The following is a 19948-nucleotide window of genomic DNA, read 5'->3' on the forward strand; positions in this document are numbered from 1 at the left end:
GTGAATTTGTCTGTCAATGGCGGAATATAATTGGACGTTGTGAGTGCTAACCGAGTCCCCGCCGCGCGCCATGCCCTAGACATCCTCAAGCTGCTATCTACTATCGATGTCCCGATTTCCGCCGCCCGCATCCAAGGCGAGCTCGGCCTGCCGCGCTCGACCACGTACCACCTGCTCGCGGAAATGGTCGATGCCGGGTTCGTTGCCCACCTGCCGGAGCACAAGACCTACGGCCTGGGGCTGGCCGCGTACTCGATGGCCTCTGCGTATGTAACCCAGCAACCGCTGGTACGCATGGCTACGCGCGATCTGGAGGAATGCGCACGGCTCGTTGGTGGATCCGGGCACCTTTCGCGCATGGCAGGCTCGGAGATTTTATACCTGCAGGAGGTCCGCGCGCCGGGCGCGACCTCGTTGGTTACGGAAGTGGGGGTGCGCCTGCAGGCGCATAAGACGGCCTCGGGCAGGGTGATGCTGGCACACCTGCCGGAATGGGAGGTCAAGGCCGCCTTCGATACCGCGGGCGGGGAGAATTTTGGTCTCCTGAAAAATCAGCTGGACCGGGCCCGTGCGCGCGGGTGGGATCAGGAGGTGGAAGAAATCTCGCGGGGGCAGGCCTCGGTGGCGGTGCCCATCCTGGACCACCTGGAGCGGCCTGCGGCGGCCATTGCGGTGACCTATCCCGTGTCCACGCCGGGCGATAGGGTGGAGGCGCTCATCGCGGCGCTGGGCCAGGCCGCGGAGAAAGTCGCGGGAAAAATGTATCGCCAGCGCGAAAAGTGAGGTAGCATGCGGGCTAGCGCGTTAGGCTGTGACGTGAGCTATATTTTGCTGCCCTAAAGACACTAGGAGTCATCATGCCTAATGCATACCCATCCACCGTTACCGTCGGCGTCGGAGCGCTGACCATTGAGGAAGTCGTGGCCGTTGCCCGTTACGGCGCCACGGTAGAAATCTCCGCCGAGGCCCTGGACGAGGTCGCCTCCACGCGCGACCGAGTCGAAGAACTGGCCCAGGATCCCACGCCGGTCTACGGAATCTCCACCGGTTTCGGCGCGCTAGCCCGCCGTCACATTCCAGAAGAGATGCGCGCGCAGCTGCAGCTATCCTTGGTACGCTCCCACGCGGCCGGCACCGGCCCTGAGGTGGAAGAAGAAGTCATTCGCGCGCTCATGCTGCTGCGCCTATCTACCCTGTGCACCGGCCGTACCGGCGTGCGCCCAGTGGTGGTAGAGACCTACGCCAAGGCACTTAACGCCGGCATCGTGCCGGTGGTGCGCGAATACGGTTCCTTGGGCTGTTCCGGCGACTTGGCTCCGCTGGCCCACTGCGCCCTAGCGCTCTTGGGCGAGGGCGAGGTGCGCGTGGGCGGCGAGCTCAAGGACGCCGGCGAGGCCCTTGCCGCCGCCGGCATCGAGCCGCTGGAGCTGCGCGAAAAGGAGGGCCTTGCCCTTATCAACGGCACCGATGGCATGCTTGGCCAGCTCTGCCTGGCCATCACTGACCTGCGCGCGGCCGCCAAGACCGCCGATATCGCCACCGCCATGACGGTAGAAGGTCTGCTTGGCACGCTCGTTGTCTTTGCCGATGACCTCCAGCAGCTGCGCCCGCACCCGGGCCAGGCTGATTCTGCCGCCAATATCCGCCAGGTGGCGGACGGCTCCGAGATCCTCGCCGCGGCGCTGGAGGAGTTCAAGAAGAACCAGGTCCAGGACGCCTACTCGGTGCGTTGCGCGCCGCAGGTGGCCGGCGGTTTCCGCGATACCTTGGCGCACACCGCGCAGGTAGCAGAGCGCGAGCTCGCCGCCGCCGTGGATAACCCGGTGGTGGCCAAGGACGGCCGCGTGGTCTCCAACGGCAACTTCCACGGCGCCCCGGTGGCCTATGCGCTCGATTTCCTCTCCATCGTCACCGCGGATCTGGCGTCCATCTCTGAGCGCCGCACCGACCGCTTCCTGGATCCGGCCCGCAACCGCGGCTTGAATGCCTTTCTTGCCGATGACCCCGGTGTCGACTCCGGCCACATGATCGCCCAATACGCACAGGCAGGCATCGTCAGCGAATTAAAGCGCCTGGCCACCCCGGCCTCGGCCGATTCCATTCCTTCTTCTGCCATGCAGGAAGACCACGTGTCCATGGGCTGGTCCGCCGCCCGCAAGCTGCGCAAGGCCGTTGATGGCCTGCAGCGCGTGCTCGCCGTGGAGATCCTCACCGCGGCGCGCGCCATCGACATGCGCGAAGGAACGCCCGCTGGCGGCACCGGCGCGGTCATTGCCGCCCTGCGCGAGACCGTTCCTGGTCCCGGCACCGACCGCTACCTATCGCCGGAAATCGAGGAGACCGTGCGCTTGGTCAAGTCTGGCGCGCTGATCGATGCCGTCGAGGCCGCTACGAGCGAGCTGCGCTAACCGCCTGCGCCATCGCCGCTTGGCCCGCGTGGGTGGGATGCATGGGGAAGGAGTCAGTGTCCTGCCCCGTAAAGTCCACCCATGGCTCATCTGAGCAGGCGGAATGTTGCGCGGCATCGTCTGGCAGCACATAGGTGGCGCCGTTGCGCTCGGCGGCCTCGCGCACTGTTTGATTGATGCGCTGGATGGTATCTGCCAACCACTCCCGGTCTGTGGCCGGGATTTTTTCTATGAAGGGGCAAGTCTCGCCGGGATTGATGAGGGGGATATAGCCGGTGGCAATGACCTTCGCATCAGGCGAGCGGTGGGCGATTTCCCCGTAGACCTTGTCCAGGCGTTGGGGCAGATCGTGTAGCTCCAGTTCTATCTGCGGGCCCGATTCGTCTTGGCATATATCGTCCGTTGCGCATTGGGTTAGGCGCACAAAGCTGGCATCGTTGCCGCCGATGCTCAAGGAGACAAGGGACGTATCCGGGGCAAGCGCGTCCACCTGGGCGGGGTGCTCGCCCGCGGAGGATAAAACATCCAGCGTGCTCGCGCCCTGGCAGGCGACGTTGCGGAAAGAGCTCGTGGTGATCTCCTGAGCGGCGAGTTCTGGATAGGAATCTTGTGCGCGTGCGCAGGAATCGGGCGGATCGAGCGGGAGCGTCGTCGAGCCCATCGCCGCGTAGGAATCCCCGAGGGCCACATAGTTTTCTGGGTCTTCTGTGGCTTCTTGGACTTCTTGTGGCTGCGAGGAGCATCCTGCCAGCAGGCAGGCGGCGGCAAGGGCGGGCAATACGTGGCGCATGACTGCCATCGTAGCCGCAGAGTCTGAAATGCCAGACAGTTGGTGACTGTGCAAGCTCTAAATACGTTGTGCATCACACTAAATTGATATCTGTGACGCTCGCCAAGCCCCCCGGGAGACAGCCCCGGGAAACCGGCCTTGGGGTAGGGCACGGCGTCGATAAGCACAAGCGAAAGGAAGCCATGTCTGAACCACGCGAAGTCCGCGCACCCCGCGGCACCGAACTCAACGCAAAATCCTGGCAAACCGAAGCGCCACTGCGCATGCTGATGAATAACCTCGACCCAGAGGTGGCAGAGCGCCCCGAGGACCTCGTGGTCTACGGCGGCACCGGCCGCGCAGCACGTAGCTGGGAGGCCTTCGATGCCATTGTGGAATCGCTGAAAGACCTGGAAAGCGATGAAACCCTCCTCGTCCAATCCGGCAAGCCGGTGGGCATTTGGAAGACCAATGAATGGGCACCGCGCGTGCTCATCGCCAACTCCAACCTGGTGGGCGACTGGGCTAACTGGGAGCACTTCCGCAAGCTCGAGGACGAGGGCCTGATGATGTACGGCCAGATGACGGCCGGTTCCTGGATCTACATCGCCACCCAGGGCATCCTCCAAGGCACCTACGAGACCTTCGCGGCCGTGGCCAAGAAGCGCTTCGAGGGCAGCCTGGCCGGCACCCTGACCCTGACCGGTGGGTGCGGCGGCATGGGCGGTGCCCAACCGCTCGCCGTGACGCTCAACGGGGGAGCGGTGCTCATCGTGGACGTGGACGAGCACCGCCTCCGCCGCCGCCAGCACAAGCGCTACCTCGATGAAGTGGTCACCGACCTGGACGAGGCCCTGCGCTTGGTCCTCGATGCCAAGGAAAATAAGAAGGCCCTCTCCGTGGGCTTGGTAGGCAATGCCGCCGAGGTCTTCCCCGAGGTGCTGCGCCGCCAGCGCGCCGGGGAGTTCAAGGTAGACATCGTCACCGACCAGACCTCCGCGCACGACCCACTGTCCTACCTGCCTACCGAAATCACCGTGGATGACTGGCAGTCCGAGGCCAAGGCCGATCCCACGACCTTTACCAAAAAGGCTCGCGAATCCATGGCCGCACAGGTCCAGGCGATGGTGGAATTCCAGGACGAGGGCGCTGAGGTCTTTGACTACGGCAACTCCATCCGCGATGAGGCCCGCCACGCCGGCTACCAGCGCGCATTCGAGTTCCCCGGCTTCGTTCCCGCCTATATCCGCCCGCTCTTCTGCGAGGGAATGGGCCCGTTCCGCTGGGCAGCGCTGTCTGGCGACCCAGAAGACATCAAGGTCACCGACCAAGCCCTAAAGGAGCTCTTCCCAGAAAACGAGCACCTGCACAACTGGCTGGACGCCGCCGAGGAATACGTCGAGTTCGAGGGCCTGCCCGCCCGCATCTGCTGGCTCGGCTACAACGAGCGCCACAGGGCCGGCCTGCTCTTCAATGACCTCGTGCGCGAGGGCAAGATCAAGGCCCCCATCGTTATCGGCCGCGACCACCTCGACTCCGGCTCGGTTGCCTCCCCGTACCGCGAGACCGAAGCCATGCTCGATGGCACCGACGCCGTCGCTGACTGGCCGCTGCTTAATGCCATGACCGCCGTATCTTCCGGCGCCACCTGGGTCTCCCTCCACCACGGTGGCGGAGTGGGAATGGGCCGCTCCATCCACGCCGGCCAGGTCACGGTTGCCGATGGCACCGATCTCGCCGCCGCCAAGCTGCGCGCCGTGCTGACCAATGACCCAGGCATGGGCGTTATCCGCCACGTCGATGCCGGGTACTCTCGCGCAGAGGAAGTAGCCAAAGAACGCGGCGTTCGCGTACCCATGGAATTTAAGGCAAGGGATTAAATGAGCACACTTTTTACCGGAATTTCTGAACTCCGCACGGTCAGCGAGCACGGCACCCTTAACGATGCCGCCCTCATCGCCGACCACGGCACCATCGCCTGGATCGGCCCCGCCTCTCAGGCGCCTGCCGCCGATGACCAGGTGGATCTGGGCGGGCGCGCCGTCTTGCCCGGTTGGGTGGATTCGCACACCCACATGGTCTTCGACGGCGACCGCTCCGCCGAGTTTGAGGCCCGCATGTCCGGCGGTTCCTACGAAGCAGGCGGCATCGCGGTGACCATGGACGCCACCCGGGAGGCGGGCGCGGAGCGCTTGGATAAGCTCGTCGCCGAGCGCGTGGCCGCCGGCCGCCGCGGTGGCACCACCACCTTCGAGACCAAGACCGGCTACGGCCTCAACACGGACTCCGAGGTGGAAGCCGCGCGCGTGGCATCCCAGCACGTCGACGACGTGACCTTCCTGGGCGCCCACCTCGTGCCGCCGGGAGCGGATGCGGAAGACTACCTCGATGAGGTCGTCGGCCCGATGCTGGACGGCGTTGCCGAATACGTCCAGTGGATCGACGTCTTCTGCGAGCGCGGCGCGTTCAATGAAGAGCAGTCGCGCCGCGTTCTCGAAGCCGGTAAAAAGTTGGGCCTTGGCCTGCGCGTGCACGGCAACCAGCTTGGCGAGGGCCCGGGGGTTAGCCTCGCGGTCGATCTCGGCGCCGCCTCGGTGGACCATGTGAATTACCTGAGCGATAGTGACATCGAAAAGCTCGCCGCATCCGAGACCGTGGCCACCATGCTCCCGGCCTGCGATCTCTCCACGCGCGAGCCCTTAGCGCCTGGCCGTGCGCTTCTCGATGCCGGCGCCACCCTCGCCATCGCCTCCAACCTCAACCCAGGTACCTCCTATACCTCGTCGATGAACTACTGCGTGACCACGGCCGTCCTGCAGCAGCACCTATCCGTCGACGAGGCCATCCACGCCGCCACTACCGGCGGTGCCACGGCGTTGCGCCGCCATAATGTGGGCAACGGACTCGACCCGCAGGGCCGCCCCGCGAAGGGCACCTTGGTGGAAGGAGCTGCCGCTGACCTGCACGTACTCGATGCTCCCAGCGCGGTGCACTTGGCCTACCGGCCGGGCATGCCGCTGAGCTACCGCACGTTCGTGGCGGGGGTATAGCGAGGAATGGAGTTTGCCGCCGGTATCGCGTAGGGTTGGACGAGCAATGAGCATTACCGATAACGCCACCGGCGGCGTAAACGAGCCGGAAGATTTTAATAAGTCGGAATCTCAGGACAACTCGCAAGGTGTCAACCAGGACACCAGGGCTGCGAATACTTCTGAGGGCACCGGCGCTGAGTCCAAAGATTCGGCCAACGACAACTCCCAGGGGTTCGAGCACCTCGGCTTGCCAGATAAAATTCTGCAAGCCGTTGCGAAAGTAGGCTTCACCACGCCGTCCCCCATCCAAGCAGAAACCATCCCGATCCTGATGGAAGGCCGCGACGTCGTGGGCCTTGCACAGACCGGTACCGGCAAGACCGCAGCCTTTGCGCTGCCGGTCTTGTCCCAGCTTGATCCGCAGGCGCGCCACCCGCAGGCGCTCGTTCTCGCGCCTACCCGCGAGCTCGCCCTGCAGGTTGCAGACGCCTTCCAATCCTTCGCGGAAACCCTCAAAGGCATCGAGGTTCTTCCCATCTACGGTGGCCAGGCCTACGGCATCCAGCTGTCTGGTCTGCGCCGCGGTGCCCAGGTCATCGTGGGTACTCCGGGTCGCGTTATCGACCACCTGGAAAAGGGCTCGCTTGACCTGTCCCAGCTGCAGTTCCTCGTCCTCGATGAGGCCGATGAGATGCTGAACATGGGCTTCCAGGAAGACGTCGAGCGCATCCTGGAAAGCACCCCGGACCGCAAGCAGGTGGCGCTTTTCTCCGCCACCATGCCTAACGCCATCCGCCGTCTGTCCAAGCAGTACCTGCACAACCCGGCGGAAGTAACCGTTAAGTCCGAGCGTCGCACCAACGACAACATCAAGCAGCGCTTCTTGCTGATTCCGCACCGCGCAAAGATGGATGCCTTTACCCGCATCCTCGAAGTCATTACCTATGACGCCATCATCGTCTTCTGCCGCACCAAGCACGAAACCGAAGAGGTGGCCGAGGCCCTGCGCGATCGCGGCTACAGCGCTGCTGCTATTAACGGCGACATCGCCCAGGCGCAGCGCGAGCGCACCGTTGACCAGCTCAAGGATGGTCGCCTAGACATCCTCGTCGCTACCGACGTCGCCGCGCGTGGTCTCGACGTGGAGCGCATCACCCACGTGGTGAACTTCGACATCCCGAACGACACCGAGTCCTACGTGCACCGCATCGGCCGCACCGGCCGTGCCGGTCGCTCCGGTGAGGCAATCCTGTTTGTCACCCCACGCGAGCGCCGCATGCTGCGCTCCATCGAGCGCGTGACCAACGCTCGTCTCGAAGAGATGGATCTGCCGTCCGTCGATGAGGTCAATGAGAAGCGCAAGGAAAAGTTTGCGCAGGCCATTACCCAGTCCATGGACAACAAGCAGGCCGATTTCTTCCGCAACTTGGTGCGCAAGTACTCGGAAGACAATGACGTCGCGATGGATGACATCGCCGCGGCCTTGGCCGTCATGCACCAGGGTGGCAAGAACTTCCTATTGGAAGACAAGCCTTTGCCCAAGCCAAAGAAGGACCGCCGCGATCGCGATGACCGCAAGCGCGACCGCGACTTCAAGGGTGGCGGCAAGAACCGCGGCGGCTCCAAGCGGCCGGATGGTGACTTTGAGACGTACCGGTTGGACGTCGGCAAGCGCCAGAATGTCCGCCCGGGTGCCATCGTCGGTGCAATCGCCAACGAAGGTGGCCTGTCTGCCAAGGACTTCGGGCGCATCACCATTGCGGTGGGGCACACGCTCGTGGACCTGCCGAAGAACATGGACCCGGCTGTGCTGGACCGCCTGAAGGATACCCGGATTTCTGGCCAGCTCATCAAGATTCAGAAGGATACCGGTCGCCCGCCTCGCCGTGATGGCGGCGGCGGTGGCCGCAAGCACGGTGGTCGCTTCCGCGACTAATTAAACCTCCAAAGGGCCTCTTTTTAGAGGCCCTTTTTTCATGCCCTGTGACCTGCGCTTTTACTATAAACGGGGGTAGCGTGTCGGGGCGGTTTTGTATGGTGTATGGCGAAAGCATGTTCTAGTAAATCTCTCGAAAGAAAGTCCATGAATGCGCCATATTATGCCAATACCAATCCAGAAAATTCTACCTCCCGTGCAGCTACGGAGATTAGGAAGGCGGAATACCAGTTCTGGGAGAAGCTTCATCCTGGCTCAGATGACGATATCGAAATTATTAGCCAATCCCTGTCTAACTTAACTGGGGCGCGTCAGTCCCGAATTAGGAATATTATTTTCGCCTTCGAGCGATTAAAAGAGCTGCCGCGGCTGCGCGCTCGGCAAGAACAGCATTTCCATTTAGATTTAGACCGACTCATTACGATTGACCAAACCCTAGCCAAACTCGGCGCCATTGATGCGGAGAAGAAATTCACTATCGATGACGCCCTGACCAACTACTTGACCCCAACCCGTCCCAATCAAAAGCTGCCCTCGCACCGCAATCTCCGCCGAAAGCTGCGCGAGCTCATCGTGCGCCTCGATCCCTCTATTGCCGCGCGGGATCCGCGCCGCAAGCAAGCCTATAGCGTTGAACCTACAGGCGGGGAGTGGGCTGCGGTTTGCCTGGACGTCGGGTTAGAAACCGCGGAGATAATCGACCGCAATATTCGGGATATCGCTACGGACAAGGACCTCACGATGGCTGAGGCCGCAGTGGAACTGTTGACTGGAAAAGCACAGGCTAAGGCCAAGGTCGTGTTGAATATGTATCGCTGCGACCTGCCGGATGCACCCGCGTTTGTACAGAACTTAGGCTGGGTATCCCCGGAGACCGCGGATGACCTACAGGCTCGCGCGTCAACGACAAGGGATATGGAGAAGGCCGGTCAGGCGGAGAGCCCTAACTATGTGACGCCGCCAGATATCCGGGCGTTTGTAGAGGGCTTGGATGGCACGTGCCGGTGGCCAGGCTGTACGCGGCCGGCGGTGGCGTCCCAGATGGACCATCGGCACGACTTTGCAGATGGTGGGCCGACCTCGGCAGCAAACCTCACCTGCTTATGCCAGCACCATCACAATATTAAGACCGATGGGAGGGCGTTTTATATCAAGGACCCGATAAGCGGGGACATCGTCTGGCTTTTTGATGACTCTACGTGGGTCTACGACTCCGCGAGCGGACCGCTGGCGCCGAAGAACCGCAGGTGGGCGCAGACGGTAGCGCAGGCCACGCAGAAGCGGCGGGAGAATGCGCACGCAGATGCGCAGCAACTAAAAGAAGAGCTCAGAGAGGAGTCCACGCATGAAAAAGGGGACAGCGATGACACTGTCCCCGGAGAGTAAATGGCTTCCTAGATGTACATCAGGATAAGGCAGATGATCCACAGGAGGTTGAAGACGCCGCCGAAAGCGGACAGGGACTTCTTGATGGAGCCCAGGTTGGCGGTATCGCCGGATTCTAGGGCTGCCTGCGCCGTGCGCTGCTTAGGGAGGATGAGGAAGAAGAGCAGGCACCACGCGATGATGGCCACGAGGATGGCGATGTGGAAGTTGACCTGGCTCTTGAAGGTTTCAATATCAGACAGGAACACTGCAAGGCCAAGGACCGGCACGAGGGCGGAAATGTAGCCGTAAGTATTGGTGATGTTGTGCAAGTTGCGGGCGGCGCCGAGGGCCGTCTTATCGCCCTGCGCTGCGCCCTGCAGCTGGGTCTGGTAGATGGAGGTGGAAATGCACACGGGGCCGAGCAAAACGATGGCCGCTGCCACGTGCAGGAAGATGAACAAAGTAGTCATGGAGGATGCCCTTCAGTTAAGAAAAGTTGCCTTGTTCACCCTAATCAATTTAACTGCTAGAAATCGAACCGACATTGCCTTCTCATTGCACGGACATCCGCGCGGGGCAACGGTAACTCGTACTTGCGCGCGATTTTTGCGAGGCGCCGCGAGTAATCGCAGCGGTTAGCGGGCGGTAACCACTCAGAGGGGAGGGAATCAGACTTTTCCTGATTGAGCTTCCGGCTGGTCGCCACCAAGTTGAGGGGATCGTTGGCAAAGCGGATCTTGGTGTCTTGGTCCCACTGTGCGGCACCCATGTCAAAGGCGGCAGAAAGTGGGAAGATGTGGTCGACCTCAATAGAGGAGGTGGCTGAAATCATCTCGCCCGCGTAGGGGTCATAGAGCGTGCCGGATTGCGGCCGGCAGTCTGCGAACGCCTCGCTGGCTTGGTTCTCCATGATGGCCTCACGCGTGGTGCATGCACCGTTGGGCTGCCAACCGCCGAACTCGTCGCGGTCGTAGCCCTGCAATTCCGCGCGGGATGGAACGGTGGAGACATCAAAACGCGGAAAAGGCCACGCATACCATGCGATAACGAGAGCGGTTATGCATGATAGCGCGGCCAGGTAATAGGACTTCATGTCCTATTGGACTCCGCGAGGTGCGGGAAGGTTCCTACTTGTTATCGGAAACCTTTTCTGCTGCTTCCTCGAAGTCCAGGGAGTCGTCCTTCTCAACGAGCTTGGCAAGCTTCTCGGCTTCCTCGAACTCGTCCAAGACCTCCTGGTCTGGCTGCTTGGTAGCCAAGGTGACCAGAACGGTGACGATGAGTGCGGAGAAGAAGCCCGGAACCATCTCGTAGAGGGAATCGCCGAGCGGGGACATGCCCCAACCGATGGCGACGACTGCACCGGTAACCATACCGGCGATTGCACCGGTTGCGTTGAGGCGCTTCCAGTACAGAGCCAGGATGACCAGCGGACCGAATGCGGAACCGAAACCAGCCCATGCGAAGCCGACCAGGCCAAGAATGGAGTCGGACGGGTTGATAGCCAGGAGTGCGGCGATAACCGCGATGGCCACAACGGCGGTACGGGACAGGTTAATCAGAACGCCCTCGGAAGGCTTGCGCTTTGCGATGATGAGGTAGAGGTCCTCAATCAGGGAAGAGGACACCACGAGCATCTGGGAAGACATGGTGGACATGATCGCTGCCAGAACTGCGGTCAAGACGAAACCTGCAGGCAATGGGTGCATCATGGCCTGAGCCATATCCAAGAAGATGGTCTCGAAGTTTTCTTGGTCAGTGATGGTTTCACCGAACTGGGTGAAGTACACGGTACCGGTAAGCGCAACGAAGATAGCGCCGATGACGGAAAGACCCATCCAGGTGATGCCGTAGAAACGGCCCTGCTTGGCGTCGGAAGGCTTACGCAGCGCCATGAAGCGCACGATAATGTGCGGCTGACCAAAGTAGCCAAGGCCCCAAGCGGCGTTACCAACGATAACACCAGCGGAAACACCGGCGAAGAGAGAGAAGTAGTTATCGTTTGGCTCGAGAGCCCCGTCGGTAGCGTAGCTGTTTTCGGTAGCGAAGGAGAAGATCGCGCCGGCATCGTCAAGAGCGAAAAGCGCCATGATTGGCACGATCAGCAGGGCGACGAACATCAGCATGCCCTGCATAGCGTCGGTGTAGGACACTGCCAGGAAGCCACCGATGAAGGTGTAGAAAATGGTCACTGCGGCGATGACCAACATACCGGTGATGTAGTCGCCACCGAAGGTGGACTCGAAGTAACGACCACCGGAGACCATGCCGGAAGAGACGTAGAAGGTAAAGAAGAAGATAATGATAACTGCGGAGATAATACGCAGCATGCGCGACTTATCGCGCAGACGGTTCTCGAAGAAGGAGGGGACCGTAATGGAATCGCCCGCAACCTCCGAGTAAGCGCGCAGACGCGGCGCAATCCACTTCCAGTTTGCCCATGCACCGATAAGGAGGCCGATAGGCATCCACAGCTCGGAAAAACCGGAAAGGAAGAGCGCGCCAGGCAGACCCATAAGCAGCCAGCCGGACATATCGGATGCGCCGGCGGAGAGAGCAGCTACGAATGGGTGCAGGCCACGGCCGCCCAAAACATAATCGTCATATTCGTCGGTTTGTTTGTAGCTCCAGTAGCCAATGGCTGCCATTACGAGGAAGTACACAATCATCGCAATGACGTACCAAGTTGATTCTTGCACGTTTCACTCCTTGTAGTGATTTGTCGGACATTCTTACGTTAACGGTGACTTCAGGTTCACCCAAGCTAAAATTCAGCTGTGGCATAGATCTCTGGTGATGTTTTTCACCGTTTAACTGCGTAAAGACGTGAATATAACGAGCTTGTAACAAAACTATACGGGGCTGCTATGCTGGCCGTTATGGCTTCTTACCTTGTGCATGGCCTTTGGCTGCCGGTCTCGGGGCTTGGTCTATGGATTGAGCAGGTAGAAGGACACAAGATTGTTATGCCTTCGGCCGTGCCGGAGGGGACGTTTCCGCAGGCAGTCGATGCCATCTTGGCTAAGAAATCCTTCCGGAACCGGGCGCGAGTATCACTGCGGACCCCAAAGGGTAAGGACGTCTCGCTCATGGTGCCCATGGCCATGTTTGCCCCGGAAGAAGCGGTAGAAGCCCTAGCCCAGCTGGAATACCTGGAGCATCACCCGCCGGAATCGATTGCACCGGATTTGCACTGGCTCATTCACGCATATAGCGGCCTGAGCAAGTTTGTCCGCGCGGGCAGGGTGACGTTCCGGCTGGCGTACCAGGCTAACGAGTGGTTCCCCATGTGGCAGTTGGCCTCAGGCTTGGGCGAGCGCGGTTGGCTCGCAGAAATGATGGCCGCGGCACCCGGGATTCTCCATATAAATAATAGGGCCCTTTCAGATGACCTAGCGGATGAACTAACGCATTGGATTGCCAACCGGGAATTGCAGCCGCTGCTCAATGAACCCCGGCCCATGCCGTGGCACGACTTCGCCCGTGCACTTTTGACGACGTCTCCCATTCGCCGCGGCCGCGCGCAACTACTGCGCGGGCTTAATGAATGGAAGAATTCCATTTACCAGGTGGAACTCCAGCTCGTCTACATCGTGGAGGAGCCGGAAGAACAGGATCCAGAAGACGCAGCGTGGCCGATTCGGGTGCGGGTGCGCTCTGGAACGGATTCGCCGCGGCCGGTGTTGGCGGATGAGTTGGATAGGGCGAGCATCGAGAAGCTGCGCGAAAACCACCGCAAGGCCGTGCACGCGGCGCCGAGCCTAGGCCAGAGTACGCAAATGCCCCAGCCTGGCGACGGCGATTGGGATGTTTATCTGGATACGGAGCAGCTCACGCAGTTTATTGCGCACGAGGTACCCGAGCTGAAGAAGCGGGGCATTACCGTCATGCTGCCCAAATCGTGGGCGCAGATGGATACGAAGGCCAAGCTGGAAACTCGCGAGGCGCGGGATCCGGCGGAAGCCGCCACGAAGAAGCACATCGGCATGAATCAGCTCGTGGACTATAACTGGCGCATGTCCGTGGGCGATGTGGAGCTTACCGAGTCCGAGATGGACGAGTTGGTCAATTCCAAGTCCGGGCTCATCCAGCTGCGCGGCAAGTGGGTGATGGCCGATACCCAGGTCGTATCCAAGGTTTCCTCTTATATGGAGGAGCTGGCGGATAAGTCCCGCGAACGCGCCAAGAAGGAGCTCGAGCAGCTGGCGGCCTCGGCGGAGATGGCCAAGAAGCTAGGTGAGCCGGGCTGGCAGCAGCTCATGGCGGAGGTTGAGCGTCGCCGAGCGGAGTTCAACGAGAAGAGCGAGCACCAGGTCACGGTGGCGGAGCTGCGGGAGCTGGCGCTCGAGTCGATGGCTCAGGAGCCCATCGAATTTACCGGCAGCACGTGGCATACCGCGTTGCTCGGCGGCATGGATACGGTCGCACCTAAGCGCGTGGACATCCCGGAGACCGTCCACGCGGAGCTGCGCGAGTATCAGCGCACGGGCGTGGACTGGCTGTATTGGATGTCGCGCAATAATATTGGCGCCGTGCTTGCCGATGACATGGGGCTCGGCAAAACACTCCAACTACTGTCCCTTTTGGCAGTGGAGAAAGAGCGCGGTGAACAGACCGGGCCCACCTTGGTCGTTGCACCCACCTCCGTGGTGGGCAACTGGGCTCGCGAGGCCCGCCGCTTCGTGCCGGATTTTAAGGTCATGGTGCAACACGGCGCGGGGCGTCCGGGCGGGGAGAGGTTCCTCGAGGCCGCCGCGAAAGCCGATCTGGTCATTACGACGTACGGCACCGTCAGCCGGGATTTCAACCTCTTGGGTGAGGTGTCCTGGCAGCGCGTGGTCCTCGATGAGGCGCAGGCCATTAAGAACTCGGCCACACGTTCCTCCAAGGCGGTGCGGTCGCTGCCGTCTGAACACCGCGTGGCGCTGACCGGTACGCCGGTGGAAAACCGCTTGTCCGAGATGCGGTCCATCTTGGACTTTTGCAACCCAGGAATTTTGGGTACGTCGTCCTTCTTCCGCAATCACTTTGCCAAGGCCATCGAGCGCAATAATGATGAGGAGATGTCCGAGCGCCTGCGCGCGCTGACCGCGCCTCTCATCCTGCGCCGCGTCAAGACCGATCCCAATATCATCGATGACCTGCCGGAAAAGTCCGAGCAGATTCTTACCGTATCCATGACCACCGAACAGGCCGCGCTGTACAAAGCGCTGGTCAATGAGGTGAAGAAGAGCTTGGAGGATGCTACGGGCATCAGCAAGCGCGGCATCGTCTTGGCCTCCCTGACCCGCATTAAGCAGATCTGCAATCACCCGGCGCATTACCTGGGGGATGATTCGCCGGTGGTCATCAAGGGCAAGCACCGCTCGGGCAAGGTGAAGGAGCTGATGCGGATTGTCGATGCCGCCACCGAATCCGGCCAGCGCCTGCTGATCTTTACGCAGTACAAGGCCTTCGGGGCTATCCTGCAGCCCTACCTGAGCGGGCAGCTGGGCCATGAGATTCCCTTCCTGCACGGCGGGGTGACCAAAAATAAACGCGACCAGATGGTGGAGGACTTCCAGGCCGATGATGGCCCACAGGCGATGATCCTTTCGCTGAAGGCGGGTGGCACGGGCCTCAACCTCACCGCGGCATCGATCGTGGTGCACATGGACCGTTGGTGGAACCCCGCAGTGGAAAACCAAGCCACGGACCGTGCCTTCCGCATCGGTCAGCGCCGCAACGTGCAGGTGTATAAGATGATTACCGCTGGCACGTTGGAAGAATCCATTCAAGACATTTTGGATGGAAAGACGCAGCTGGCTGGGGCCGTCGTCGGTGAAGGCGAAGGCTGGCTTACGGAACTGGAGCCGGACCAGCTGGCAGAGCTCATGAGTTACCGGGGAAAGGAGTAAGCGGATGGCCGTCAAGGGCGATGACAATGTCATCTACGCAAACTTTGGTACCCGCAAGCGCGTGAGCACCCCGGATGAGGTCAACCATGTTGACCGCAGCGGGCGGCTGCTGTCCAAGACCGCCGCTCGGATTTCTTCCTTTACCAGCCATGACGCGGACCGGGGGCGGATTACCCGCGGGCGCCAGTACGCCGAGGGCGGGCACGTCGTGGGATTGGAGATCCGTAACGGTGCCATCCACGGACGCGTGGCCGGTTCCCAGAACGAGCCTTTTTCCGTGCTCATTCAGCTGCCGTACCGCGATAATGACGATATCGCGGCACTCGCCAGCCAATTCGCGCGCACGCCTAATTCCGTAGCGAATGCGCGCAAGGGCCTGCTATCTGAGGAAGCGCTGGATACCTTGTTCGCCAGCGACGCCGAAGATCTGCGTCTTTCCTGCACCTGCCCGGATTCCGCCTATGCCTGCAAGCACATCGTGGCGGTGGGAGATAGGCTCGCCACCCGCGCGGATGCGGATCCCGCCGTGATTTTCAATATGCGCGGGCTGGACTTTGCGCGCCTGGAAAAGGCCGTCATGGAGCAATCGCAGCAGGTCTCCCGCGAAAGCTTTGGGGCTAGCGATTTATCCGCGGAAGAAAAGAACGATGTGTTCTGGAATGGCCGCGAGATGCCCAAGCTGCCGCACCCCAAGGTTGCCCCAGCGTTAGAAGACTCCGATCCAGACCTCTTGCGCAAGGCCCTTCGGGCCGTATCGCATACCAATATTGATCTCTTGCGCGCCGTGTCCGACATCGAAGACCTCTACTACCACTTAACGCACTGATTATGACTGCAACGACCTTTATCCACACGTCCGACTTCCAGCTGGGCATGACCCGCTGGTTCTTGAAGGGGGAGGCACAAGGTCGTTTCAACGATGACCGCGAGTCCGCCATCATGCACCTAGGCCAGCTCGCGGAGGAGGTTGGCGCGGAGTTCATCGTCGTCGCCGGCGATGTATTTGAACACAATGCGCTCTCCCGGGAGATCTTGGCTCGCGCTACCGAGATGTTTAAGCGCTTGCCGGTGCCGGTGTATGTGCTGCCCGGAAACCACGATCCGTTGGTCGCGGACTCGGTATTTTATCGCACCAGCGCCGACAACGTGCACGTCATCGCGGATTCTGAGCCCATCGAGGTGCGCAAGGGCGTGGAAGTGGTGGGGGCGCCGTACCTGTCCAAGCGCGCCAACCACGACTTGGTACGCCAGGCCTTAGAGCCGCTCGAACCCACGGAGGGGATTCGGATTGCGGTGGGCCATGGCCAGGTGGATTCGCGTACTAGCGGGGGAGATGCCGATACCATCGACTTGGAATTCGTCGAACAGTGCTTGGAGCGCGGGGTGATTGATTACTTGGCGCTGGGCGATACCCACTCGACGGCCAGCCTGGGCACAACCGGGCGCGTCTGGTTCTCCGGCAGCCCGGAGACCACGGACTTTAAGGAGTGCTCCACCGGTGGCGGCGAGGCTGATTCCGGGAATGCGCTGGTGGTAAGGATTGAGGGGGAGGATATAGACATCGATAAGCGCAGCATCGGGCGCTGGACGTTCGAGGCCCTCGATGCCTCCGTCAATTCCACCGAGGATGTCGAGCGCTTCCTGCGCAGCCTGGAAGAGTACCCGGATAAGGTGCGCACGGCGATTAAATACAGCCTGCAGGGGACCCTCGGCATTGCGGCGCACGCCCGGCTCCAGCGTGGGCTGGATGAGCTGGAGGCGGTCTTTGCCTCGCTGCGCCCGCGCGAGCGGACCATGGACCTGTTCCTGGAGCCCAGCGAAGACGAACTAGCCAATCTGGATATTTCCGGCTATGCTGCCGACGCCCTGCAGGAGCTGCTGGATAACCGCGATGATCCGGTGGCCCGCGATGCTGCCAACCTGCTATTTCGCCTGGAGGGATAAACCACATGCGCATCCACAGCTTAGAGATTAAAAACGTCCGCGGCATCGAGCATCTGGTGTTGGATGACCTTCCAGAAACCGGGGTGGTGGTCATTCACGGCGAGAACGAGGCCGGTAAATCTACCATCGTGGAGGCCCTCGATGTGGTGTTAACGGAAAAGCACACGGCGCGCCCCAGCGGCATCCGGGACCTGCAGCCGGTGGGCAAGGATGTATCTCCGGAGGTCATTGCGGATATTTCCGTGGGGGAGTACCGCTTTCGCATTGCCAAGCGCTGGCTGCAGAAGAAGTACTGTGAACTGGCCATATCGTCCCCGCGCCACGCACAATATACAGGCCGCCAGGCCGATGACGAGCTGGAACAGATTTTAAGCGAGAACATGGATCGCCAGCTTCTCGATGTCCTCTTTATGCGCCAGGATGACTCCAATGACGCCATCTCCGCGGTGGGCATCCCGTCGCTGACGCAGGCCCTCGAGCAGGAGTCCGGCCTGGCGGAGGACGAGGTATCCGGCGATGATTCTCAGCTTTTGGGCAAGGTGGATAAGGAATATAAGCGCTACTACACCGAAAAGACGGGCAAGGCGGCCGGCGAATACAAGAAGGCCCAGGACAATGCGGAGCGTGCCGAGCAGGAGTTGGAAGAAGCAACCGCTGCGGTGCGCGGGCTCGACTCCGTTGTGGAACGCTACGAGCACTTGGAACGCCAGCAAGAAGAGGCCGAGGCGCAGCTTCCCGCGGCCCGTACGGATCTCGCTGAGAAACAGGCCGCCGCAGACGAGGCAGTAAAGGCCCAGCACCAAGTGGATGCGCACAAGGCCGAGCTCACCCGCGCCAAGGAGGATTTCCAACGCTCGAAGGATGCGCAGTCTAAGCGCCAGGAGATGGTCGAGGCGCTCGAGGCCGCTGGCACCGCAAAGTCGAGCGCCGCGGATAAGCTTGCGACCGCCCGCGAGAAGGCCGCGGAGGAAAACGAGAATAAAGAGGCGGTGGAAAAGAAGCTGGCTACCGCCAAAGAGGACTACGCCACCGCGCGCGCAACGCTCAAGCAGGCGCGGCTGCATCAGGACAAGGAGACCTTTAAGCGCCTGGATAAGCGCCTGCTCAAGGTGGAGGAATTGGCTCGTGGCGTGGAGAAGGCTCAGGCGGAGATAGCCCAGCGCGGGCGCGAGATGACCGCCGCGGATGTCGAGGAACTCCGCAAGCTTGACGCCGATCTCGCCTTGGCCAAGCGCCTGCACGATGCCACCGCCGCGAAGGTGGAGTTTTCCGGGCCCGAGGGCGCGGAGATTGGGGTGGATGGGAAGCTGGTGGACATCGGCAAGCAGCCCGCAATTGAGCTTGTCGATGGCCGCGAGATCACCATCGGCGATATCACCGCCCGCTTTGTGGCCGGTGCGTACTCTTCCGATAAAACCCAACGCGAGGTAGATCAGGCCGAGGCGCGCCTGCAGGAGCTTTTCGATGCCACCGGCGTCGAGTCCATCGCCGCCGCCGAGGCCCTGCTTAAGACGCACTCCGAGCAGAATGCTGGATTGGATGCCGCTACGCGCAAGCTCGAGGGCGAGCTAGGGCCGGATGATTTGGGCGAACTGCGCGCCCAGCACGCGGCGCTGAAGGACAAGGTCGCCGGGCTCGATGATGCCCCGGCCATGGATCTATCTGGTGCAGAAGAAGCTGAGGAAGAGGCGCGCGAGCTTGTCGATGCCCTCGACCGCGAGCTTATTCCCTTCCGCGATAGCCGCATCGCCCACGACGTGGTGCGCCTCGAAGCCGAGCTCGAGGCCGCCACCGAGAAGGCCGAGCGTGCCGAGCGCGAGTTGGCTGAAGCGCGGGAGAAAACCTCCGATGCCGGCTTGGAAGAAGAGACAGAGCGGTTGGGTGCTTTGGTAGGCAAGCTGCAGGAGCAGCTTTCTGAGATGGAGGCCGTGGACCTGGCCACCGCCCAGAGCCTGGTGGAGGGCGCGCAATCGCACCTGGATTACCTGCAGAATCAGGTGCAAGATGCGAAGGTGGAGCTCGGCAAGTTGTCTAGCGAGATTAATTATCACTCCGGCGCGGCAGAGCGCGAGCAGCAGGCGCAAGCCGAAGCAGAGATGGCCCAAGCGGTGCTAGAAAGCGTGGAAAAGCGCGCGCTTGCGGCACGCTACCTGCGCGAGCTGCTGTTCAAGCACCGCGATGCCGCGCGCCAGCGCTATGCCGAGCCCTTCGTGGCGGCGCTCGCCCAACTGGCCCGCACCATTTATGGCGGGGATATCAGCTTTGAATTGGCAGACGATCTCTCTGTTACCGCGCGCACCCGCGATAATGAAACTGTAGCTATGACCAGCCTGTCTGGCGGCGCGCGCGAGCAGCTGGCCATCCTTACCCGCTTTGCTATCGCGCGCTTGGTGGCGGGGGAGGAAACCGTGCCGGTCATCGTCGATGACGCGCTGGGCTCTACCGACGCCCACCGCCTGCAACTGATGTCCACTTTGTTCTCACAGGTGGGCCGCGAGAACCAGGTTTTGGTCTTTACCTGCATGCCGCAGCGCTATTCCCGGGTGCCTGGGCGCAGCGAGCGCGACATCGCCACGCTGAAGGAGGTAATCTAG

14 protein-coding genes are annotated in these 19948 nt (G+C 61.4%); 10 read left to right on the forward strand and 4 right to left on the reverse strand.

All coding sequences use genetic code 11. The features are described from left to right. Positions 1 to 39 precede the first annotated feature (39 nt). Together HMPREF1287_RS01240 and hutH are read left to right on the forward strand one after the other, a co-directional pair. The gene (locus HMPREF1287_RS01240) at positions 40 to 783 is read left to right on the forward strand and encodes an IclR family transcriptional regulator (RefSeq protein WP_023017751.1); all 744 of its coding nucleotides are present in this window, start codon (positions 40 to 42) and stop codon (positions 781 to 783) included. 74 nt (positions 784 to 857) lie between these two features. Further along, positions 858 to 2408, forward strand: a complete 1551-nt coding sequence (hutH, locus tag HMPREF1287_RS01245) for a histidine ammonia-lyase (protein WP_005280141.1) — start codon at positions 858 to 860, stop codon at positions 2406 to 2408. On the opposite strand, the gene HMPREF1287_RS01250 is transcribed toward hutH, so the two are convergent. After that, the gene (locus tag HMPREF1287_RS01250; RefSeq protein ID WP_232208013.1) at positions 2389 to 3198 is read right to left on the reverse strand and encodes an SGNH/GDSL hydrolase family protein; all 810 of its coding nucleotides are present in this window, start codon (positions 3196 to 3198) and stop codon (positions 2389 to 2391) included. The two genes, hutH and HMPREF1287_RS01250, sit on opposite strands and share 20 nt — an antisense overlap. A 182-nt stretch (positions 3199 to 3380) precedes the next feature. On the opposite strand from HMPREF1287_RS01250, the gene HMPREF1287_RS01255 reads away from it, so the two are divergent. The 4 genes from HMPREF1287_RS01255 (at position 3381) to HMPREF1287_RS01270 (ending at position 9531) form a co-directional block, all read left to right on the forward strand. After that, positions 3381 to 5057, forward strand: a complete 1677-nt coding sequence (locus HMPREF1287_RS01255; protein WP_034653614.1) for a urocanate hydratase — start codon at positions 3381 to 3383, stop codon at positions 5055 to 5057. Continuing rightward, complete coding sequence (hutI, locus tag HMPREF1287_RS01260; RefSeq protein WP_023017754.1) at positions 5058 to 6227, forward strand: imidazolonepropionase; 1170 nt, start codon at positions 5058 to 5060, stop codon at positions 6225 to 6227. 46 nt (positions 6228 to 6273) lie between these two features. Further along, positions 6274 to 8145 (forward strand): DEAD/DEAH box helicase, encoded by a 1872-nt coding sequence (locus HMPREF1287_RS01265; protein WP_023017755.1) that lies wholly within the window; start codon positions 6274 to 6276, stop codon positions 8143 to 8145. A 147-nt stretch (positions 8146 to 8292) separates the two neighbouring features. Continuing rightward, a complete protein-coding gene (locus HMPREF1287_RS01270) occupies positions 8293 to 9531 on the forward strand; it encodes an HNH endonuclease signature motif containing protein (protein WP_023017756.1) in 1239 nt (412 codons plus the stop codon). An 8-nt stretch (positions 9532 to 9539) separates the two neighbouring features. Here HMPREF1287_RS01270 and HMPREF1287_RS01275 read toward each other — a convergent pair whose 3' ends face one another. Genes HMPREF1287_RS01275 through putP form a run of 3 tightly spaced genes read right to left on the reverse strand, consistent with a single transcriptional unit; the run spans position 9540 to position 12212 of the window. Further along, positions 9540 to 9983 carry a hypothetical protein gene (locus HMPREF1287_RS01275; protein WP_005280147.1) on the reverse strand — a complete coding sequence of 148 codons (444 nt, stop codon included), beginning with the start codon at positions 9981 to 9983 and terminating at the stop codon, positions 9540 to 9542. A gap of 56 nt (positions 9984 to 10039) precedes the next feature. After that, positions 10040 to 10606, reverse strand: a complete 567-nt coding sequence (locus HMPREF1287_RS01280) for an HNH endonuclease family protein (RefSeq protein ID WP_023017757.1) — start codon at positions 10604 to 10606, stop codon at positions 10040 to 10042. Positions 10607 to 10640: 34 nt separating this feature from the next. Further along, positions 10641 to 12212 (reverse strand): sodium/proline symporter PutP, encoded by a 1572-nt coding sequence (gene putP / locus HMPREF1287_RS01285; protein ID WP_005282330.1) that lies wholly within the window; start codon positions 12210 to 12212, stop codon positions 10641 to 10643. Positions 12213 to 12380: 168 nt separating this feature from the next. On the opposite strand from putP, the gene HMPREF1287_RS01290 reads away from it, so the two are divergent. The 4 genes from HMPREF1287_RS01290 to HMPREF1287_RS01305 are packed head-to-tail and all read left to right on the forward strand — an operon-like array spanning position 12381 to position 19948. Beyond that, positions 12381 to 15410, forward strand: coding sequence for a DEAD/DEAH box helicase (locus HMPREF1287_RS01290; RefSeq protein ID WP_023017758.1), 3030 nt, complete (start codon positions 12381 to 12383; stop codon positions 15408 to 15410). Positions 15411 to 15414: 4 nt separating this feature from the next. After that, a complete protein-coding gene (locus tag HMPREF1287_RS01295) occupies positions 15415 to 16236 on the forward strand; it encodes an SWIM zinc finger family protein (RefSeq protein ID WP_023017759.1) in 822 nt (273 codons plus the stop codon). Between the two features lie 2 nt (positions 16237 to 16238). Beyond that, positions 16239 to 17354 (forward strand): exonuclease SbcCD subunit D, encoded by a 1116-nt coding sequence (locus HMPREF1287_RS01300; RefSeq protein ID WP_023017760.1) that lies wholly within the window; start codon positions 16239 to 16241, stop codon positions 17352 to 17354. A 5-nt stretch (positions 17355 to 17359) separates the two neighbouring features. Next, the gene (locus HMPREF1287_RS01305; RefSeq protein ID WP_023017761.1) at positions 17360 to 19948 is read left to right on the forward strand and encodes an AAA family ATPase; all 2589 of its coding nucleotides are present in this window, start codon (positions 17360 to 17362) and stop codon (positions 19946 to 19948) included.

This window comes from Corynebacterium sp. KPL1986, assembly GCF_000477975.1.
Classification (GTDB): domain Bacteria; phylum Actinomycetota; class Actinomycetes; order Mycobacteriales; family Mycobacteriaceae; genus Corynebacterium; species Corynebacterium accolens.